Here is a 16,258-nt window from a genome sequence, read left to right on the forward strand (position 1 = left end):
CCCGGCCATGGCGAGATCATCTCGCCGAGTTTCACAGATCCGCCACTCCGGGCGGGTCCCAGGGATCCTGCGGTATCAGTCGTTTTCGCCGAAGCTTTTCCAGATCGACGCGCCGATGACCGCGCCAAGGATCGGGGCGACCCAGAACAGCCACAACTGCCCAAGCGCCCAGCCATCGGCAAACAGCGCCTGGCTGGTCGAACGGGCGGGATTGACCGAGGTATTGGTGACCGGAATCGAGATGAGATGGATCAGCACCAGCGCCAGTCCGATCGCGATCGGCGCGAAGCCGGTCGGCGCCCGGCCATGGGTAACGCCGAGGATGACGATCAGAAAGAACGCGGTCAGGATCGTCTCGATGACGAGGGCCGCGAGCATCGAATAGCCATCCGGCGAATGCTCGCCATATCCGTTTGCCGCGAATCCCCCGGCCTCGAATCCCGCCTTGCCGGTGGCGATGACATAAAGCGCGGCGGCGGCAAGGACGGCCCCGGCCAGCTGCGCCACGATATAGGGCAGCAGATGGGCCGCCGGGAACCGCCCCGCCGTGGCGAGGCCGATCGAGACGGCAGGGTTGAAATGCCCGCCGGAAATCCCGCCGACGGCATAGGCCATGGTCAGGACGGTCAGGCCGAAGGCAAGGGCAACGCCGGTAAAGCCGATGCCGAGCTCTGGATATGCTGCGGCGAAAATGGCGCTGCCGCAGCCTCCGAACACGAGCCAGAAAGTGCCGAGAACCTCGGCAGTAAGTTTCTTATACATTTGAAAACTCCGAAGTTTGAAATATGGCGGCACGGCCGGGGTGAGGGGACGTGCATGTCTGTAATAGTTCCCAAAGTTTCCATTTACGCAAGATGGAACCTCGTATTAACCATGCGCCGGGAAAATCGCGGAAAATACCGCCGGTCAACTTTTGCTTTGCGAAACCGCTGTAGACAGCACAGTGGCGCGGCCGGGCTTGCCTGTCCAAGCGCCTTGCCGACTCTTGTTGCGGGTGGACCATGGCGGATACGCTTGCCGATGACGAAAATTCCGCATTGCGGGAGGATCACGGAACGCAGGTTCCGCCGGGGCCCGGGCTCCCGCTGGCCAAGTTGATCTTCGGCCGGCTATTGCCCGACCGCTACTCGCTCTTGTCCTGCAGCCTGTTTGTCCTTGGCGTGGCATTTTCCGCCCTGCTTCTCTTCGCCGAACTCGTCGAAGGGGCCGGGCTGAGATTGCTTCTGGCAAATCGCGGCTTCACCGCGCCTGTCACACTGGCGTTGCTGGCGCTGACCGGCGGGGCGATTGCGCGCAGGCTGCTCGGCCGGCTCCCCGGTTGCAGGCTGCCGGCAACCGGGGACCTGCGCCGCGCCGCCGATATCCTCGCCCGTCAGCCTGATGCGGGCGCCGGCCTTGTCCGCCTTGGCGACAAGCAGGTGATGTTTTCCGACTGCGGCACGGCCTTCATCATGTATGCCCGGCGCGGACGCTCCTGCGTGGCCCTGTTCGATCCGGTCGGTCCGGCGCAGGCATGGCCCGGACTGATCGTGAAGTTCATCGAAACGGCCCGCAAGGCCGGATGCCGGGCGGTTTTCTACCAGGTCTCGGCAGGGTTCCTGCCATTTGCGCTGGACACGGGGATGAAATGCCTGAAATTTGGCGAGCAAGCTATTGTCGATATTGAAAATTTCAACCTGCAGGGCGGCACCTGGCTGAAATTGCGCCGCTCGGTGAACCGCGCCACGCGCGACGGGTTGGAGTTTTCCATGCTCTCCGCCGATGAAATTCCCGCCGTGCTGGACGAACTGAGACATGTCTCCGATCTCTGGCTGGCGATGCATCGAACCGCCGAGAAGGGCTTTTCCCTTGGAAGGTTCCAGCCGGAATACATCGCCGCGGGGCCGGTGGCGGTCATCAGGATGAACGGCAGGATCGTGGCATTCGCCAATATCCTTGTCTCGTCCTGCGAAGGCGATGCCTATATCGACCTGATGCGCCATGTCCCCGATGCCCATCGGGGCGCAATGGACCTGCTTTTCGTCCGCATCATGGAGCGGCTGAAGGCCGAGGGGTTCCGGACCCTGAACCTGGGCATGGCCCCGCTGGCCGGACTTGCCATCCATTCGCGGGCGCCGCTTTGGAATCATCTCGGCAACCGGATATTCCTCAGCGGCGAACGGTATTACAATTTCCAGGGCGTAAGGGCTTTCAAGTCCAAGTTCCGCCCCCGGTGGCAGCCGCGCTATATCGCGGTTTCCGGCCGGGGCATTGCGGTGCTGGCAATTCTCGACATCGCGTTACTCATCGGCGGCGGTCTCAAGGGAATTATTCGAAAACAATAAATTGCCTTGATTATCTCAGGCTCCCGCCCAGATGGATGACCGCCCCGCTTCCGGCCCGGTCCGGGCTGCGCCATCTGGCGCAGCGCCGCCGCCGGGTCTATCCTGACCGGACAGGAACAGGAGCCCCGCATGACCCATTGCATCCTTCTCGGCGCACCCGTGGACGAAGGCCAGCGCCGCCCCGGCTGCCTGATGGGCCCCGCCGCCTATCGCGTGGCGGGCATCAGCGATACCCTTGCCGCGCTTGGCCACAGCGTCGAGGATCGCGGCGATGTCGCCCCCGACCCGGGCAGGCAGGAAAGCTGCGGCAATCCCGCCGTTCACCATCTGCCCGAGGTTATCGGCTGGACCGGCGCGCTGAGCCGGGCCACCGCCGCCGCCCTGTCCGACGGCATGCCGATCATCATGGGGGGCGATCATTCCCTTGCGCTTGGCAGCCTCGCCGGGGTCGCCGCTCATGCCGCAGGCATCAGCCGCCCGCAATTCGTGATCTGGCTGGACGCGCATAGCGATTTCCACAGCGTCCTGACCACCAGTTCGGGCAACCTGCACGGCACGCCGATGGCCTATGCCAATGGCCGCTCCGGATTCGAGCCCTTCCCGCCCTTTCCCAACCCGATCCCCGGCGCGAATATCTGCATGTTCGGCATCCGCAGCGTCGATCCGGCAGAGCATAGCGCCATGCAGGAAACCGACATCACGGTGAACGACATGCGCGTGTTGGACGAACAGGGCATTGCCGCGCCGCTCAGCGCCTTTCTCGACCGTGTCGCCGCCGTGAACGGCATGCTGCATGTCTCGCTGGACGTGGATTTCCTCGATCCTTCCATCGCCCCTGCGGTCGGCACCACCGTGCCCGGCGGCGCCACCTTCCGCGAGGCGCATCTGGTGATGGAACTGCTGCATGAATCCGGGCTCGTGACCTCGCTGGATCTCGTCGAGCTCAACCCTTTCCTCGACGACCGGGGACGCACCGCCAAGCTGATGGTCGACCTGGTCGGCTCGCTGATGGGCCGCAAGGTCTTCGACCGCCCGACCCGCAGCTATTGACGCGCAACGCCGGGCGGCAGGTTACGCTTGATTAATCCGGGCGGCTTGGCTAGCTACTCGGGGTCACGGCGGACGTGGCGAAATCGGTAGACGCAGCAGACTTTAAATTTGGAGTGCCCGCGGGGAAATCCGTGGAGTAGAACCGCTCAAAGTCGGGGAACGCTAAAGGGCAGATACACGCGCCCCAGGTCAATCCCGAGCCAAGCCCCAACCGGGGAAGGTGTAGAGACTGGACGGGCGGCGCCTAAAGCCTTCGGGTCATGGCGAAGGGACAGTCCAGACCACGAACGCCGAAAGGCGGCGGCGAAAGCCGAAGTGGTACGAAAATCTGCTTCTCGCATGAGAGTACGGGTTCGAGTCCCGTCGTCCGCACCAATCACCGGAAAGGGGCCCCCGGTGTAACGGTCTGCACAAGCCGTCCAGCCTCCAGCGCAGTTTGCGTTTGATCAGCCCTACCCCGGCCCGCTTGTTCTTCATGCAGATATCCCCGGGGGCATCCGGGCCGGATGGAGGCAGCGCCCCCGGCCATGGCAGGATGCAGATCGCGGCTGAACCCGATCAACTGCAAACTGCTCTGGCCTTCGGCCCCGGCCCTTCAGCCGCCCTTCAGGCGCTGCATCAGGAAGACCTCGCTTTCGGGTGTGACGGGGGTGTGGCGCCCGGTGGCGATCTCGCCGTCGATCACCACCGACACGCCGCTATCGAGGATCGGCCCGAGGCCCGGATAGGCGGCTGTCAGCCCGTCCAGAATCTCGGCCACGGTTCCGGCCTCGATCTCGACCGCCCGTTCCCCGTCGGTGAACCGGGTCAGGCTGGACCAAAGATTGACCTTCACCATGCGCGCCCCGCAGCATTCCGGCATTCCGGCAAAGCTCCGGAACGCTGCGGGTCCTTGTCTTTACGCATTTTCGGACACAAAACCGGTCTCCATTCTTGCTGAAATCGCCTTAGCCCTGCCGGGCCTCCCCGATCGCGGCCAACACCCTGGGCGGTGACATCGGCAATTGCCGCAGCCGCGCGCCTGTGGCCTGGTGGATGGCATTGGCGATCGCCGGAAGCGGCGGGGTGATGCCCGTCTCGCCCACGCCGCGCACGCCGAACGGGTGGCCGGGATTGGGCACCTCGACGATCTCGGTATCGATCATCGGCAGGTCCGAGGCCACCGGCACCCGGTAGTCGAGGAACACCGAATTCTGCAACCGCCCGTCCTCGCCGTAGATATAGGCCTCGTTCAGCGCCCAGCCTATGCCCTGCACCGCGCCGCCCTGATACTGGCCCTCGACATAGGAGGGATGGATCGCCCGGCCGGCATCCTGCACGACAAGATAGCGCAGGATGGTGGTGCGGCCGGTTTCCGGATCGACCTCCACATCGACGACATGACAGCCAAAGCTCGCCCCGACGCCGTCGGGGACCGATTCATGGTGCCCCGAGATCGGCCCGCCGGTCGAGCCCATCTTGCCCGCGATCTCGGCGATGGTCATCGGCGGGAATTCCCCGGCATTGGGACCGGCGGGCTGTGCCGCGCCGTTCATCCATTCGACGGCCTCCGGGTCGATTCCCCATTCGCTGGCGGCCCGCCTGCACATCTCGCCGATGGCCTGCCGCGCGGCCTCGACCGCCGCCTTGCCGCAGGCGAATGTGGCGCGGCTGCCATGGGTCGGCTCGTTGACGCCGAGCGCGCCGGTCTCGACGACATTGACGCGGACATCCTCGTAGGGGATCCCCAGTGTCTCGGCTGTCATCAGCGCGATCGAGGCGCGGCTGCCGCCGATATCCGGCGTGCCGATCGAGACCTGCACGGTTCCATCCTCGGAAAGCGCCATCGACACCGATGTCTCGCCGTTATGGTTGAACCAGTAGCCGGTGGCGATGCCGCGCCCCTGGTTCGGCCCGAGCGGCGCGGACAGGTTCGGATGCGCGCGCGTGGCCTCCAGCGTCTCGATCAGGCCGATGGTGCCGAATTTCGGGCCATAGCTGGAGGTATCGCCGGTATTCACGGCATTCTTGAGCCGCATTTCGAGCGGGTCGAGATCCAGTTCGCGGCACATCTCGTCGAGCAGGCTTTCCACCGCGAAGGCGCCCATGGGCGAACCCGGCGCGCGGTAGGCGGCGCATTTCGGACGGTTCGCCAGCACGTCATAGCCGATATGCTGCACGGCGGGCAGCTTGTAGGGCGCAAAGGCGCAATAAAGCGCCATGTCCACCGGCGCGCCGGGAAAGGCCCCGCCCTGCATCCGGAACTCGGCCCGGGCGGCGGTGAGCGTGCCGTCCTTCTTCATGCCGATCTTGACGTCCATCGAGGCCGAGGCGGTCGGGCCCGTCGCCCGCAGCACCTCGGAGCGGCTCATCACGATCTTGACCGGGCGTCCGCCCGCCTTGCGGCTGAGCGCCAGCGACAGGGGTTCCATGAAGATCGTCGTCTTGCCGCCGAATCCGCCGCCGATTTCCGAAGGCGTCACGCGCAGTTGCGAGGTTTCCAGCCCAAGAACAGCGGTGCACATCCTGCGGATGAACCATTGCCCCTGCGTGCAGACCCACATCTCGCCCTTGCCATCCTCGCCAAGCTGGCCAAGGCAGGCATGCGGCTCGATATAGCCCTGGTGGGTGGCCTCGGTCTTGTAGCTGCGCTCCATGACCAGATCGGCCTCGGCGAAACCCGCCTCGATATCGCCACGGCCGAAATCGATATAGCGCACCACGTTGGGCGGCATGCCCTCGGGCACGGTCGCGTCGGCGGCACCCTCGCGGATCACCGGCGCGTCGGGCCTGATCGCGTCATCGACGTCGATGACATGCGGCAGCACCTCGTATTCGACCTCGATCAGCCGCGCCGCCTCCTGCGCGCGCAGCGCCGAGGTCGCGGCAACGGCGGCAACCGCGTGGCCGTCATACAGCGCCTTTTCCCCGGCCATGGTGTTTTCCTGGAGGTTCCAGTCCTCGCCGGTCAGGCCGGTGGGAAAATCGGCGCGGGTGACGACGGCCTTCACGCCCGCCAGCGCCTCGGCCTTCGAGCTGTCGATCCTGACGATCCGCGCATGCGCATGGGGAGAGCGGACAACCGCGCCCCAAAGCATCCCCGGAGCCGAGATATCGGCGCCGTAGCGCGCGCGGCCGGTTACCTTGTCCAGCCCGTCGGGACGGTCGGGCCGGGTGCCGACCAGCCGGAATTCCCTGATCTCATCCTTTGCCATCACGCAGCCTCCTTGCGCATGTCCGCAGCCGCGTCGAGCACGGCGCGGACGATCTTGTCATATCCGGTGCAGCGGCAGAGATTCCCCGCCAGCCAATAGCGCACCTCGGTTTCGGTCGGGTCGGGGTTACGCTCCAGCAGCGCTTTCGCGGCCACCAGGAAGCCCGGCGTGCAGAAGCCGCATTGCAGCGCGGCATGTTCGATGAACTTGCGCTGCAGCGGATGCAGCTCGTTGCCATTCGCCATGCCCTCGATGGTCTCGACCCGCTTGCCCGCGGCCTCGACGCCCAGGACCAGGCAGGAACAGACCAATTCTCCGTCGAGCGTGACCGAGCAGGCCCCGCAATCCCCGGTGCCGCAGCCTTCCTTGGAGCCGGTCAGGCCAAGATGGTCGCGCAGGCAGTCCAGAAGCGTCTCGCGCGGGTCGGCGAGGAACTCGGCCTCATCGCCGTTGACGGTGGTGGTAACGTGCATCTTGCTCATGGATCAGTCTCCGTTGGCTCGGGCATAGGCTATCCTGGCGGCGCGCTTTGCCAGAACGCCGGCCACTTCGGTGCGGAACTCGACGGTTCCGCGCTTGTCGTCGATGGGGTTGCAGGCGGCCGACGCGGCCCCGGCCAATGCGTCCAGCGCCGCATCGTCCAGCGATGTGCCGATGATGGCCTCGGCGCAGGCGGGGACCAGTTCGATCCTCGGGCTGACGGCACCGAGCGCCACGCGCGCCTCGGTGATCCTGCCGCCATCGACGCGCAGGTTGACGGCGCAGCCGACCACCGCGATGTCCATCTCGGTGCGCGGGATGAAGCGCAGATATGCGTCGCCGCCCCCGGCCCCGCGCGGCGGCAGCAGAATGGCGGAAATCACCTCGCCAGCAGCAAGCGTCGTCTTGCCGGGTCCGGCGGGGATGTCCTCGACCGGCACGATGCGGCGGCCACCGGGGGCGGTGATCTCGACACTCGCGCCCGCCGCGACCAGCCCGGGCACCGAATCCGCCGCCGGAGAGCCGTTGCACAGATTGCCGGTCAGCGTGGCCCGCCCCTGCACCTGTGTCGAGCCGACAAGCTCCATTCCCTCGACGACTCCGGGCCAGTCCCGCACCAGCGCCTCATGCGCCCCAAGCCGCGCGCCGGACACGGCGACACCGATTTTCCAGCCGCCATCCCCGGTTTGCGCGATCTCGGTCACGCCCGGGATCTTCTTGAGATCGATCAGGTCGTCGGGCAGGACCGCACCGGCGCGCATCTGGACCAGCACATCGGTGCCGCCGGCCAGGAAACGCGTCACCCCGGAGGCTTCGGCCGCAAGCCTTGCCGCATCATCGAAACTGGATGGTGTATGATATCGCATGTGGTCTTCCTTGACGTGGCTACGACGATCGCGGTTCAGACGGGTCGGAAAGATCCGACCGGTTGCCGGGATGCAAGGGTGGCAAATTCCACCGCGTGCAGCCATTCGGCCTGTCCCGGCCCCGCTTCGTCCGGCTCCATTCCTCCGGCATGCCCCGCATCGGGGCCGCCAGTTCAAGAGGATGACCGTTCGGATCGAAGATGTAAATCGGATCATCGAGGATATGATCCGCGACAGCCGGAATCCTGTGCCGTTTCTTTCCGACTTGGCACGATATCGCCGGTGGCGGCGCGCCGGACGGGCCGGCCGCCCCGCAACCGTCGGGCAGCGGGTTTTCGGGTTTCGCGTTGGACTCTTCGCCCGAGGTTCAATACGCTTGCGCGGACGGATCGATTGAATCGTGCCGGCGCACAGAGGGTGGGATGTACGGTTACTGTGTGACTTTCAACATTGCTGAAAATGTTTCGCTTCAGGAGAAATATCCGGAACTCGATCAGGCATTGAATGCCGTGACCGAAGCTGTAATCAGCAAAGGCAAATCATTCGTTCTTTTCTCGAGCCGGGAGCCGCGAGAAAAAATCGCCGATCTTGTTAAAGAGCATCTGGATGCCGAAACCGATGCCGCCGTGATTTCTCACCTGAACGGATCGCGCAGTATCGTCATCGGCACCCGCCGCGACAACGATATTTATGCCCTGGAGTGATCCGGCCTGGATATTGATCCTATCAAAACCGGATGAACCAGAACAGCAATACGAACTTATCTCATGCTGATACAAGCTGCGTGATGCTTTTATCATGACGGTGCAGCAGACTACGTGCATCACGGTAAGTCGGAAATGGTCGCGCTGCAACCGGAGTATAATCGTGATCGCGCAATTCCGGGAAAAGCGCATATATTTCCGCGACCGCCTCCGGTCCTACTCGTTTCAGAGCCTCAGGCCCCGTGAAAAGTGACTCGGCTTCAGCTCCGTTCGCTATCACGATCTCGTGCCGATCGAAAAGCAGGTGGCAATATACGACCTCATCAAGATCATCCACGATCTCGCACCCTTCGAACGACAGCAGTTGCACGGCCGCGACCAAAACCTCTGACGTCCCGAACATCCGCTGGGCAATCCTCGAACGGATCAGAATGCGGTGCTGCCGCGACACCAGAAGATCCGTGGAAGGCGTATTCTCTCCCAATGCACCCGCCCGGATGCGGATCGGGCGCAGCTTTGGATTGGCGGCCAGTTGTTCGGCATTTAGGCTGCGATGACCGATCCAGCGAACGGGTTGATACCCGTTGTCACGGGTCAGAACCAGGTCACCTGGAGCAAGGCTTTCGACCCGCTGTGCACCAGCTTTTGTGAGAATTTCGGTACCCTCAACGTAGCAGAACGGCTGATCGAAGGAGTCAGCGTATAGGGTGCCGTATTCAGAGGATCCCGAGGGTGTCGACTTCGATACAAGTCTTATCGAATTGACATCGGTCTGCTTGTACCCCTTGCTCAACATATCCTGGATATCGTCATCCCGGGGCCTGATAAAGGTCATACCCGGATTGGCTCCATCCGAATCAAGTTGCATGATAAAAAATCGATACTCCAGCACCTCGGGTTTCCCACCGGGTTTTTGCAGTTCGATTTCAACATTATATCTTGCAATTTCGTTTATCTGACTGAACTTCCCATCAACCAGAACACCTTCATCCGCGCCAGGGGGGGAGCCACCATCATTATCAGTGTCCCCGATCCAGGGACGATCCGTCTCATTGGCAGAGGTGTCCCTGAACGCCAGATCGTCCCGATATACCGCACCAGAACCTATTTTATAGGTATGTGGAGAAATGTTCTCTAGATCGTTACCGCTGTTATTCGGAATATCAATTACCCAACCCCAGGTACCATAAGTTCTGGTTACCATAACCTAACCCCCACTCGTTACGCGCCGGAACTTGCAACCCTGCTAATCGCCCCGGTTAATCCTTGTCACTCACTCATGCATAGTTAAGATTTGATTGATATAGCTTAAGTAAGTATTGTCAAATGGAGCTTTCAATCATCAATAAGTTATGCGGTTCCCGGCCTGCTCACACGGGCCACTTTGCCGCAAGAACGTGATCCCTCTGAATCGGCATTCGATGGCCCGACGGTGCCGTGAACGAAACATCCCGGCAGGCATGGCCTGATCGATGCGGCCAGCCTTATCCCGGCTACATCAATCCAAACCCCATCCCGGGAAATGCAGATACCTATAAGAGCGGGAATAAAATGCAGGATTCTGTTGCCAGGCTCCTGCGGGCCCCGCCTGAAGCTGCTAGGCGTCAGGGCTTAAGGTTTCGGTTTGGTTACTGCTTACGCAGCAACGGCCACCGGAGCACGGTTGTCGTTGGCAACTGTACATTTTGCACCGATGACGGTGGTAGCTCACCGGGACAAAGCAAACCCCTTTAGACGTTCGTCGATCCTGTTTCGGCCCCATGTTCCCCCAACGAAGGTGAATGGTGGAGCCGCCGGGTACCGCCCCCGGGTCCGATCCGCTTATTACGAGCGCGTTTATGTCCATAGTCCGGCAGATGCCGAACAGGGTGGAATATAGGCATGCCGGGCGGATGCTGCAAGGACCGATGCGGGGGGCTCAGGGCTTGATATAGGCAAAGCCCTCCTGTTGCAGCCTGGCCAGTTCGGCCACGCCGGAAGGCACGATATCCTCTGGCCAGACATCGAACAGGTCGGTTTCCGGGTCGATCCCGCGCCCGGTCAGCGTGTTGTTGCAGACCAGGAATTGCACGCCCTCGTTCTTGAGCCCGGCAATCAGCCCTTGCAATTGCTGGTTTTCCAGCGCGGCCTGCAACAGGCCCAGGCCATCGCCATGCATGACCACGCGCAGATCGAGATTGTCCTTGCCGACCGCATTGACATGGTTGCGGATATTGTTGAGCGCGGGTTTATAGCCCGCACCGTCCCCGCCGCCATCCGCATTGATATGGTAAACCACCTTCTGTGGCGGGTAATCCTGCTGTGCCTGATCTTCCTGGGCCCGGGCCGTGCCGGTTGTCACCGCCCAGAGGCCGATCGCGGCGGCGGCAATGATTGTCAGGACTCGCATGATCTTCTCCTTCGTTCCGAAATTCTGCCCGGCGGTCATTCCATGATGGCCGGGTCATGTCTGCCGCCCGGGGTTCAGGCGCTGCCTTCTACCCGGATCAATGTCTGCATCCCCGTGGCCACGTGGGTTCTTCGCGCGCCATCCACGGCCCGGACATCGAGCTGGCACACCGTCAGAGTGCGCCCCGGCTTGATCACCCGCCCCACCGCCTCCAGCCTTTCGCCGCGGGCGGGATTGATCAGGTTCAGCTTGAACTCGACCGTCAGAACGGCGCTGCCTTCGGGAAACAGCGTATAGGCCGCGTAGCCGCCGGCGGTATCGGCGATGGCGGAACTGCCGCCCGCGTGGAAATAGCCGTGCTGCTGGGTCAGTTCCGGCCGAAACGGCAGGGTCAGCGTCACCAGCCCGGCGCGGATCCCGGCGATCTCGGCCCCCAGATGCGCCATCAGCCCCTGCCGGTTGAAGCTGTCACGCACCCGCCGGATGACATTCCCGTCCAGTTCCGCCCCGATTTCCATCTGCATATCCCCTTCGTGTCCAGGTTCCCGGAAAGCTCATATTTCCAGCAATGCGCGGCGGAACCCCGGCTCGAACAGGACCACCTCGCGCGCGCCGATGCGGCGGGCATGGTCCAGCGCCCGGCCCGTCAGGTCCTGCGCCAGTTCGACCGCATCCGGCAGCGGACGGCCCTTCCCCAGCCCCGCCACGACCAGCCCGGCGAACAGATCCCCGGTGCCCGGCAGGGCGACCGGGATATGCGGGGTCGGATGGCGGCTGAGCCCGCCCGGGCCAAGGATGACGGTTTCCAGATAGCCCCTGCGCGTGTCCTGCAACTCGCAGCCGGTGGCGATGAGCCGTGCGCCGGGGGCCAGCCTCAGTCCCGCGGCGGCCTGCCGCAAATCCTCCAGCGTGACGATGGGATGGCCGGTCAGGTGCCCGAGTTCGAAGGAATTCGGCGTTGCGATATCGGCCAGCGGCAAGAGCCCGTCCCGCATCACCCCGGCGATTTCCTCGGGCACATAGAGTCCCGGCGCATGATCGCCCATCACCGGATCACAGATATAGATCAGCGCGGGATTGGCCCGTTTGCAGCGCGCCACGAAATCGGCCACGAGCCGCGCCACCTCGACCGAGCCGATATAGCCCGACATCAGATAGGCCGCGCGCTGCGGCAGGCCGCGTTCCTCGGCCCCCAGAAGCAGGTCGGCGAAAAGCCCGGGCGCGACGGGTGCGCCGCGCAGGGTCGGATAGTCCGGGGTATTCGAGAAAATCACCGTGGGAATGGCGGCGATCTCCAGCCCGGCGGCCTGCATCGGGAACAGCGCAGCCGAATTGCCGACATGGCCATGCACCACCTGGCTTTGAACCGAGATCACCAGCGGCGGTCTTGCAATCTGCGTCATCGGGAACCCTCCAGCCTGCTGCTCCAATCCTCGACCCGGCCGCTTTCGAGGCGGCGCCTGGCATGGCGCCTCCAGCCCTCGGCCAATAGCTCCAGCGACGCCATCCGCGACAGGTCATCGGGATTCATCCGCTCGACATACATCACATGCCAAAGGCGGCGAATGGTCCAGTCCGGCGCGGGGCGGTCGACCAGGACAAGCGCGTCCCCCGGCGCGACGGTTCCCGGCTCCAACACGCGATAATACCAGCCGGTCCGCCCGCTGCCCTGCACGCGGCGCGCCATGTCCGTTACATCGAAACGATGATTCAGCTTCCAGCAGGGCTGGCGGCCCTGCGAGACCTGTATCAGCGCCCCGCCCAAGCGGAACATGTCGCCCACCGCCACATTGTCCTCGGTCAACCCCGTGGCGGAAATATTCTCGCCAAAAGCGCCGGGCTGATCCAGCAACGGATGCGCGCCGATCTCGTCCCGCCAGGCCGGGTAATGATCGCGCGGATAATGATGCACGGCCTTTTCGGGGCCGCCATGCACGCGCCGGTCCGCCTGTTCGTCGCCGGTGAAACCTTCCGGCCCAAGTGAGAGCGGCCCCTTCACAGGCGCCTTTGCGATGGCGCTTGCATGTCCGGTGCCGGCAATCGGCCTTGCCTTGCCGGTCAGCAGGGTGACGGTGCTCATGCGGATACCCTTTCCATCGGAGCCGGTGCCGCTCAGAACGCCACGCCGGACCACAGGCAGATATTCGCATAGGGCGTGAACTCGCCGGTCCTGACGATGGCCCGCGCACCCTTGCTGACCTGCTTCAGCTCATCATGGGGCAGCCGTTCCAGCATTCCGATCTGCCGGACGGAGAAATGGTCGATCAGGTCCGGATCGGCCTCGACCGCGGCGGCGGAACGTTTTACGACCAGTTCCGACAGCACCGCGTCCAGCACCTCGAAAAAGCCGGGCACGCCGCCGGTCACGGCCAGGTCGATACAGCGCACCCCCGGCGAAACAGGCAGGCCGGCATCGCCGATGACCAGCAGGTCGCCATGCCCCATCGCCGCGACCAGCCCCGACAGTTCCGCATTCAGCAATGCTCCGCGTTTCATCCCGACCTCCTCAAGTCCCGCTTGGCAGAATATCCGCCAGGTAGCGCATCATGTTGCCGCCCATGACCTTGGCGATTTGCGGCTTGCTCAATCCCGCATCCATCAGCGCCTGAGTCAAGGCGGACAGATGCGCGGCATCGAAAGGCACACCGACCGAGCCGTCGTAATCCGACCCGAGCGAGACATGATCCTCGCCCACCAGCGCGATCGCGGCCCTGATCGCGGCCGCGATATCGGCAGGGGTCCGGCCGCAGACCACATCGGCCCAGTAGCCGATCCCGATCACCCCGCCCTTGTCCGCAATCCGTTTCACCAGCGCGTCCTGCAGGTTGCGATGACTGGCGCATTGCTCGTGAATGCCGGTATGCGACAGGATCGGGCGCGTGCCCTCGATGGCCAGCACATCCTCGACCATCTGCGGCGAGGCATGGGCAAGGTCGATCACCATGCCCTTTTCCATCATCGCCGCGACCACCTGATGCCCGAATTCCGTCAGCCCGGCACCGCTGCCGCCTTCGCCATGCAGGCTGCCGCCCAGCTCGTTGTCAAAGAAATGCGTCAGCCCCATCAGCCGGAAACCGGCGTCATACAGGACATCCAGATTGGCCAGATCGCCTTCCAGCGGGTGCCCGCCCTCCGAGCCCAGCATCACGCCCAGGACCCGCTCGCCCCCTGCCCGGTCAGCCAGCAGTTCCGCCAGATCCCCGCGCGTGCGGATGATGCGCAGAAGCTCCGGCGCCTCTTCGGCCATCCGTTGCAGGTTTTCGGCCTGCACCAGCGCCCGCTCGCGCAGGGAAAACCATGACCGGACGGGCCGCAACTGCCCCATGAACAGCGGTGTGATATTGTCCGGAGCCCCGGCGCTGTTCTGATCGTAATTCTGTCCGCGCGGGCTTTTCGTCACCGTCGTATAGACCTGCAAGGCGACGTTACCCTCCAGCAGCCGGGGAAAATCGGTGTGCCCGCGCCCCCCGCGCTTCAGCAGATCGCGGTCCCAAAGCAGCGAATCGGCATGCCAGTCGCCGATCACCAGTTCGCGGTGCAATGAAGCGGCCTCATCCGAGACCGGCCAGCCTTCTGCGGGCATGGCCACCGGATTCTGGCTGCGCTCGACATAGCCGGGCGCGAAAGTGAAGAATGCGGCAGCCCCGAGGATGAGCAGAACGACCAGTCCAAGGAAAATCCGCTTCAACATCATCCGCTCCCGTCAGCCGCGCTCCTGTATGGCATTAAAGCATTTCCAGCCGGGATGGATACCGGTTTTGCGTCTGAAAATATGTGAAAACAAAATCCTACCGCGCTTGACGGGCAGTGAAACCCGCTGCCCCGAGGGAATTGAGGCAATCCCGGGCCGCAAGTTGGTGGCATAATCGTCCAGCGGCTGGTTCCGGGTGCCGGATCGCGCAGAATCAACGATCCCGCCTCTTTTGGCAGAGGCGGGATCGTTTCACGGTTCAGATCCGGTATCCGCGTTCCTGTCACGAAAATGACAGGCTACAGCAACGGCTTGCCTTGCCTCGCGTGTCTTGCGACAAGCTGCCTGACCGCCGCGCCTCTCGAGGCGAATTGCCGCGCCGGAACCCCGGCAAAATCCGGGGCCGCAACCTCCGGAAACAATGTCGTGATTTCCTCAAGCGCGTCCGGCGACAGGCTTGCCAGCGCCATCGGTCCGGCAAACAGGCTTTCGCTTGGCGTTCCATGGGCAAAGATCACTTCATGGGCATCAAACATGACATGCCAGTAAGTGACGCTGTCGACATCTGTCGCGATATCGATTCCGTCCCACCCGACCAGCTGGATCGCAGGGACCAGAACCTCCTTGGTTCCGAACATCCGCCGAGCAATTTCAGAGCGGACGAGCATTCTGTGCTGGCGGCTGACGAGCAGGTCATGCCGGGGCAGACCTTGGGTCAGCGCACCTGCTTTTATGCGCACCGGCAACAGTTTCGGGTTTCTGGCGAGTGCGGAGCGATCCACCCGCGTCGCGCCAATCCAGCGAACAGGCTGCAAGCCGTGATCGCAGCTGCGCACCATGTCGCCGACGCCAAGTTTTTCGATCGGGACAGGGCCATTGCAGGTTTCGATCAGGGTGCCTGTCGTAAAGCAGGTGACGAGGGACGAGTAGTCGATCGGGTAAGCACTCTGTCTGCCAGAGGGGGTGAAACTGTAAATTTCGCCGGGTGTGGGCTGGGTGTCTCCGGCGAAGATAATACCGTCGGTATGATTACTGAGACCGTTGACGTTGACCCTTTCCTCAAAACTCACCCCGATCAGCGCATGTCCAGCTGTGATGGTATTGTCACCTTCTGTGGCGCCGTCCCCGATCTTTGAAAAATCGGAGGATGTCAGAACCCAGTCTGCCTGAAGTTGCGGCCCGTATCCGGTGTCCCCCCTCGGCTGCCAAGTTTCGCCGTTCAGTGTAACCGCTTCGGCGATTTCCTGATGGCGTGAACCGCCGCCGCGCGCAACATATTCGTCCAGATCATCGCCATCGTCTCGAGTATCGTCGTCCCATATGTCGAAGGTGGCGGAATCCCCGCCCCCGACGAACCTGATTTGCATTTCCCCGGTCCAAGTGCTGCTGTAAGCACGCCCGCTCCCCTCGTCGGGAACGCCCGACCTCCATTCGGTTTCCCCGGCAAACCGCCATTCAAAATTATTCCGCCCAAATACAGTCACCGGCTGTAGTGTATTTGCTGCCATAGTTCCCCCCCAAATTTGTATACCATATTTAACAGATATCGGGATCGCTTCA

The 16,258-nt window shown here is 63.2% G+C and carries 16 protein-coding genes and 1 other RNA gene; 3 read left to right on the forward strand and 14 right to left on the reverse strand.

The annotated features are described in order from the left end of the window. Positions 1-75: 75 nt before the first annotated feature. On the reverse strand, positions 76-795 hold the full coding sequence (gene aqpZ / locus C9E81_RS06945) for an aquaporin Z (RefSeq protein ID WP_279432705.1): 720 nt from the start codon (positions 793-795) through the stop codon (positions 76-78). Positions 796-1,001: 206 nt separating this feature from the next. Here aqpZ and C9E81_RS06950 point away from each other — a divergent pair, with 206 nt between their 5' ends. Together C9E81_RS06950 and rocF are read left to right on the forward strand one after the other, a co-directional pair. Continuing rightward, positions 1,002-2,324 carry a phosphatidylglycerol lysyltransferase domain-containing protein gene (locus C9E81_RS06950; protein WP_122111568.1) on the forward strand — a complete coding sequence of 441 codons (1,323 nt, stop codon included), beginning with the start codon at positions 1,002-1,004 and terminating at the stop codon, positions 2,322-2,324. 129 nt (positions 2,325-2,453) lie between these two features. After that, the gene (rocF, locus tag C9E81_RS06955; RefSeq protein ID WP_122111569.1) at positions 2,454-3,374 is read left to right on the forward strand and encodes an arginase; all 921 of its coding nucleotides are present in this window, start codon (positions 2,454-2,456) and stop codon (positions 3,372-3,374) included. A 595-nt stretch (positions 3,375-3,969) separates the two neighbouring features. On the opposite strand, the gene C9E81_RS06960 is transcribed toward rocF, so the two are convergent. The 4 genes from C9E81_RS06960 to C9E81_RS06975 all read right to left on the reverse strand — a co-directional run bounded on the left by C9E81_RS06960 (position 3,970) and on the right by C9E81_RS06975 (position 7,914). Then, a complete protein-coding gene (locus C9E81_RS06960) occupies positions 3,970-4,236 on the reverse strand; it encodes a MoaD/ThiS family protein (protein WP_243698540.1) in 267 nt (88 codons plus the stop codon). Between the two features lie 85 nt (positions 4,237-4,321). Beyond that, the gene (locus tag C9E81_RS06965) at positions 4,322-6,568 is read right to left on the reverse strand and encodes a xanthine dehydrogenase family protein molybdopterin-binding subunit (RefSeq protein WP_122111570.1); all 2,247 of its coding nucleotides are present in this window, start codon (positions 6,566-6,568) and stop codon (positions 4,322-4,324) included. Further along, positions 6,568-7,050: a (2Fe-2S)-binding protein gene (locus tag C9E81_RS06970; protein ID WP_122111571.1), complete on the reverse strand. Its 483-nt coding sequence runs from the start codon at positions 7,048-7,050 to the stop codon at positions 6,568-6,570. Before C9E81_RS06970 ends, C9E81_RS06965 begins: the two co-directional genes overlap by 1 nt. Before the next feature lie 3 nt (positions 7,051-7,053). Next, a complete protein-coding gene (locus tag C9E81_RS06975; protein ID WP_122111572.1) occupies positions 7,054-7,914 on the reverse strand; it encodes an FAD binding domain-containing protein in 861 nt (286 codons plus the stop codon). A 422-nt stretch (positions 7,915-8,336) separates the two neighbouring features. Between C9E81_RS06975 and C9E81_RS06985 the strand changes: the two genes are divergently transcribed. Then, positions 8,337-8,618, forward strand: coding sequence for a hypothetical protein (locus tag C9E81_RS06985; RefSeq protein WP_122111574.1), 282 nt, complete (start codon positions 8,337-8,339; stop codon positions 8,616-8,618). 61 nt (positions 8,619-8,679) lie between these two features. Here the strand turns inward: C9E81_RS06985 and C9E81_RS06990 are convergent, their stop codons facing one another. From C9E81_RS06990 to C9E81_RS07030, 9 genes are all read right to left on the reverse strand, one after another. After that, entirely contained in the window at positions 8,680-9,822 is a 1,143-nt protein-coding gene (locus tag C9E81_RS06990) for a Hint domain-containing protein (protein WP_122111575.1), read from the reverse strand. Between the two features lie 346 nt (positions 9,823-10,168). Beyond that, positions 10,169-10,523: a transfer-messenger RNA gene (gene ssrA, locus C9E81_RS06995) on the reverse strand. Between the two features lie 13 nt (positions 10,524-10,536). Continuing rightward, a complete protein-coding gene (locus C9E81_RS07000; RefSeq protein ID WP_122111844.1) occupies positions 10,537-11,007 on the reverse strand; it encodes a DsrE family protein in 471 nt (156 codons plus the stop codon). A gap of 74 nt (positions 11,008-11,081) precedes the next feature. Next, the gene (locus C9E81_RS07005; RefSeq protein WP_122111576.1) at positions 11,082-11,525 is read right to left on the reverse strand and encodes a PaaI family thioesterase; all 444 of its coding nucleotides are present in this window, start codon (positions 11,523-11,525) and stop codon (positions 11,082-11,084) included. Between the two features lie 36 nt (positions 11,526-11,561). Continuing rightward, entirely contained in the window at positions 11,562-12,401 is an 840-nt protein-coding gene (gene pdxY / locus C9E81_RS07010; RefSeq protein WP_122111845.1) for a pyridoxal kinase, read from the reverse strand. Between the two features lie 5 nt (positions 12,402-12,406). Continuing rightward, positions 12,407-13,087 (reverse strand): MOSC domain-containing protein, encoded by a 681-nt coding sequence (locus C9E81_RS07015; protein WP_122111577.1) that lies wholly within the window; start codon positions 13,085-13,087, stop codon positions 12,407-12,409. 32 nt (positions 13,088-13,119) lie between these two features. Next, positions 13,120-13,503 (reverse strand): D-ribose pyranase, encoded by a 384-nt coding sequence (rbsD, locus tag C9E81_RS07020; protein WP_122111578.1) that lies wholly within the window; start codon positions 13,501-13,503, stop codon positions 13,120-13,122. A 10-nt stretch (positions 13,504-13,513) separates the two neighbouring features. Further along, on the reverse strand, positions 13,514-14,698 hold the full coding sequence (locus C9E81_RS07025) for a dipeptidase (RefSeq protein ID WP_122111846.1): 1,185 nt from the start codon (positions 14,696-14,698) through the stop codon (positions 13,514-13,516). A gap of 299 nt (positions 14,699-14,997) precedes the next feature. Beyond that, entirely contained in the window at positions 14,998-16,206 is a 1,209-nt protein-coding gene (locus C9E81_RS07030) for a Hint domain-containing protein (protein WP_243698541.1), read from the reverse strand. Positions 16,207-16,258: the final 52 nt, after the last annotated feature.

This window comes from Paracoccus alkanivorans, assembly GCF_003697785.1.
In the GTDB taxonomy this organism is placed as follows: Bacteria; Pseudomonadota; Alphaproteobacteria; order Rhodobacterales; family Rhodobacteraceae; genus Paracoccus; species Paracoccus alkanivorans.

Excerpts from the sequence above, each read along its gene's own strand:
- C9E81_RS06950 (WP_122111568.1), top strand. The coding sequence starts at position 1,002 with ATGGCGGATACGCTTGCCGATGACGAAAATTCCGCATTGCGGGAGGAT.
- rocF (WP_122111569.1), top strand. The coding sequence starts at position 2,454 with ATGACCCATTGCATCCTTCTCGGCGCACCCGTGGACGAAGGCCAGCGC.
- C9E81_RS06960 (WP_243698540.1), bottom strand. The coding sequence starts at position 4,236 with ATGCCGGAATGCTGCGGGGCGCGCATGGTGAAGGTCAATCTTTGGTCC.
- C9E81_RS06965 (WP_122111570.1), bottom strand. The coding sequence starts at position 6,568 with ATGGCAAAGGATGAGATCAGGGAATTCCGGCTGGTCGGCACCCGGCCC.
- C9E81_RS06970 (WP_122111571.1), bottom strand. The coding sequence starts at position 7,050 with ATGAGCAAGATGCACGTTACCACCACCGTCAACGGCGATGAGGCCGAG.
- C9E81_RS06975 (WP_122111572.1), bottom strand. The coding sequence starts at position 7,914 with ATGCGATATCATACACCATCCAGTTTCGATGATGCGGCAAGGCTTGCG.
- C9E81_RS06985 (WP_122111574.1), top strand. The coding sequence starts at position 8,337 with ATGTACGGTTACTGTGTGACTTTCAACATTGCTGAAAATGTTTCGCTT.
- C9E81_RS06990 (WP_122111575.1), bottom strand. The coding sequence starts at position 9,822 with ATGGTAACCAGAACTTATGGTACCTGGGGTTGGGTAATTGATATTCCG.
- C9E81_RS07000 (WP_122111844.1), bottom strand. The coding sequence starts at position 11,007 with ATGCGAGTCCTGACAATCATTGCCGCCGCCGCGATCGGCCTCTGGGCG.
- C9E81_RS07005 (WP_122111576.1), bottom strand. The coding sequence starts at position 11,525 with ATGGAAATCGGGGCGGAACTGGACGGGAATGTCATCCGGCGGGTGCGT.
- C9E81_RS07015 (WP_122111577.1), bottom strand. The coding sequence starts at position 13,087 with ATGAGCACCGTCACCCTGCTGACCGGCAAGGCAAGGCCGATTGCCGGC.
- rbsD (WP_122111578.1), bottom strand. The coding sequence starts at position 13,503 with ATGAAACGCGGAGCATTGCTGAATGCGGAACTGTCGGGGCTGGTCGCG.
- C9E81_RS07025 (WP_122111846.1), bottom strand. The coding sequence starts at position 14,698 with ATGTTGAAGCGGATTTTCCTTGGACTGGTCGTTCTGCTCATCCTCGGG.
- C9E81_RS07030 (WP_243698541.1), bottom strand. The coding sequence starts at position 16,206 with ATGGCAGCAAATACACTACAGCCGGTGACTGTATTTGGGCGGAATAAT.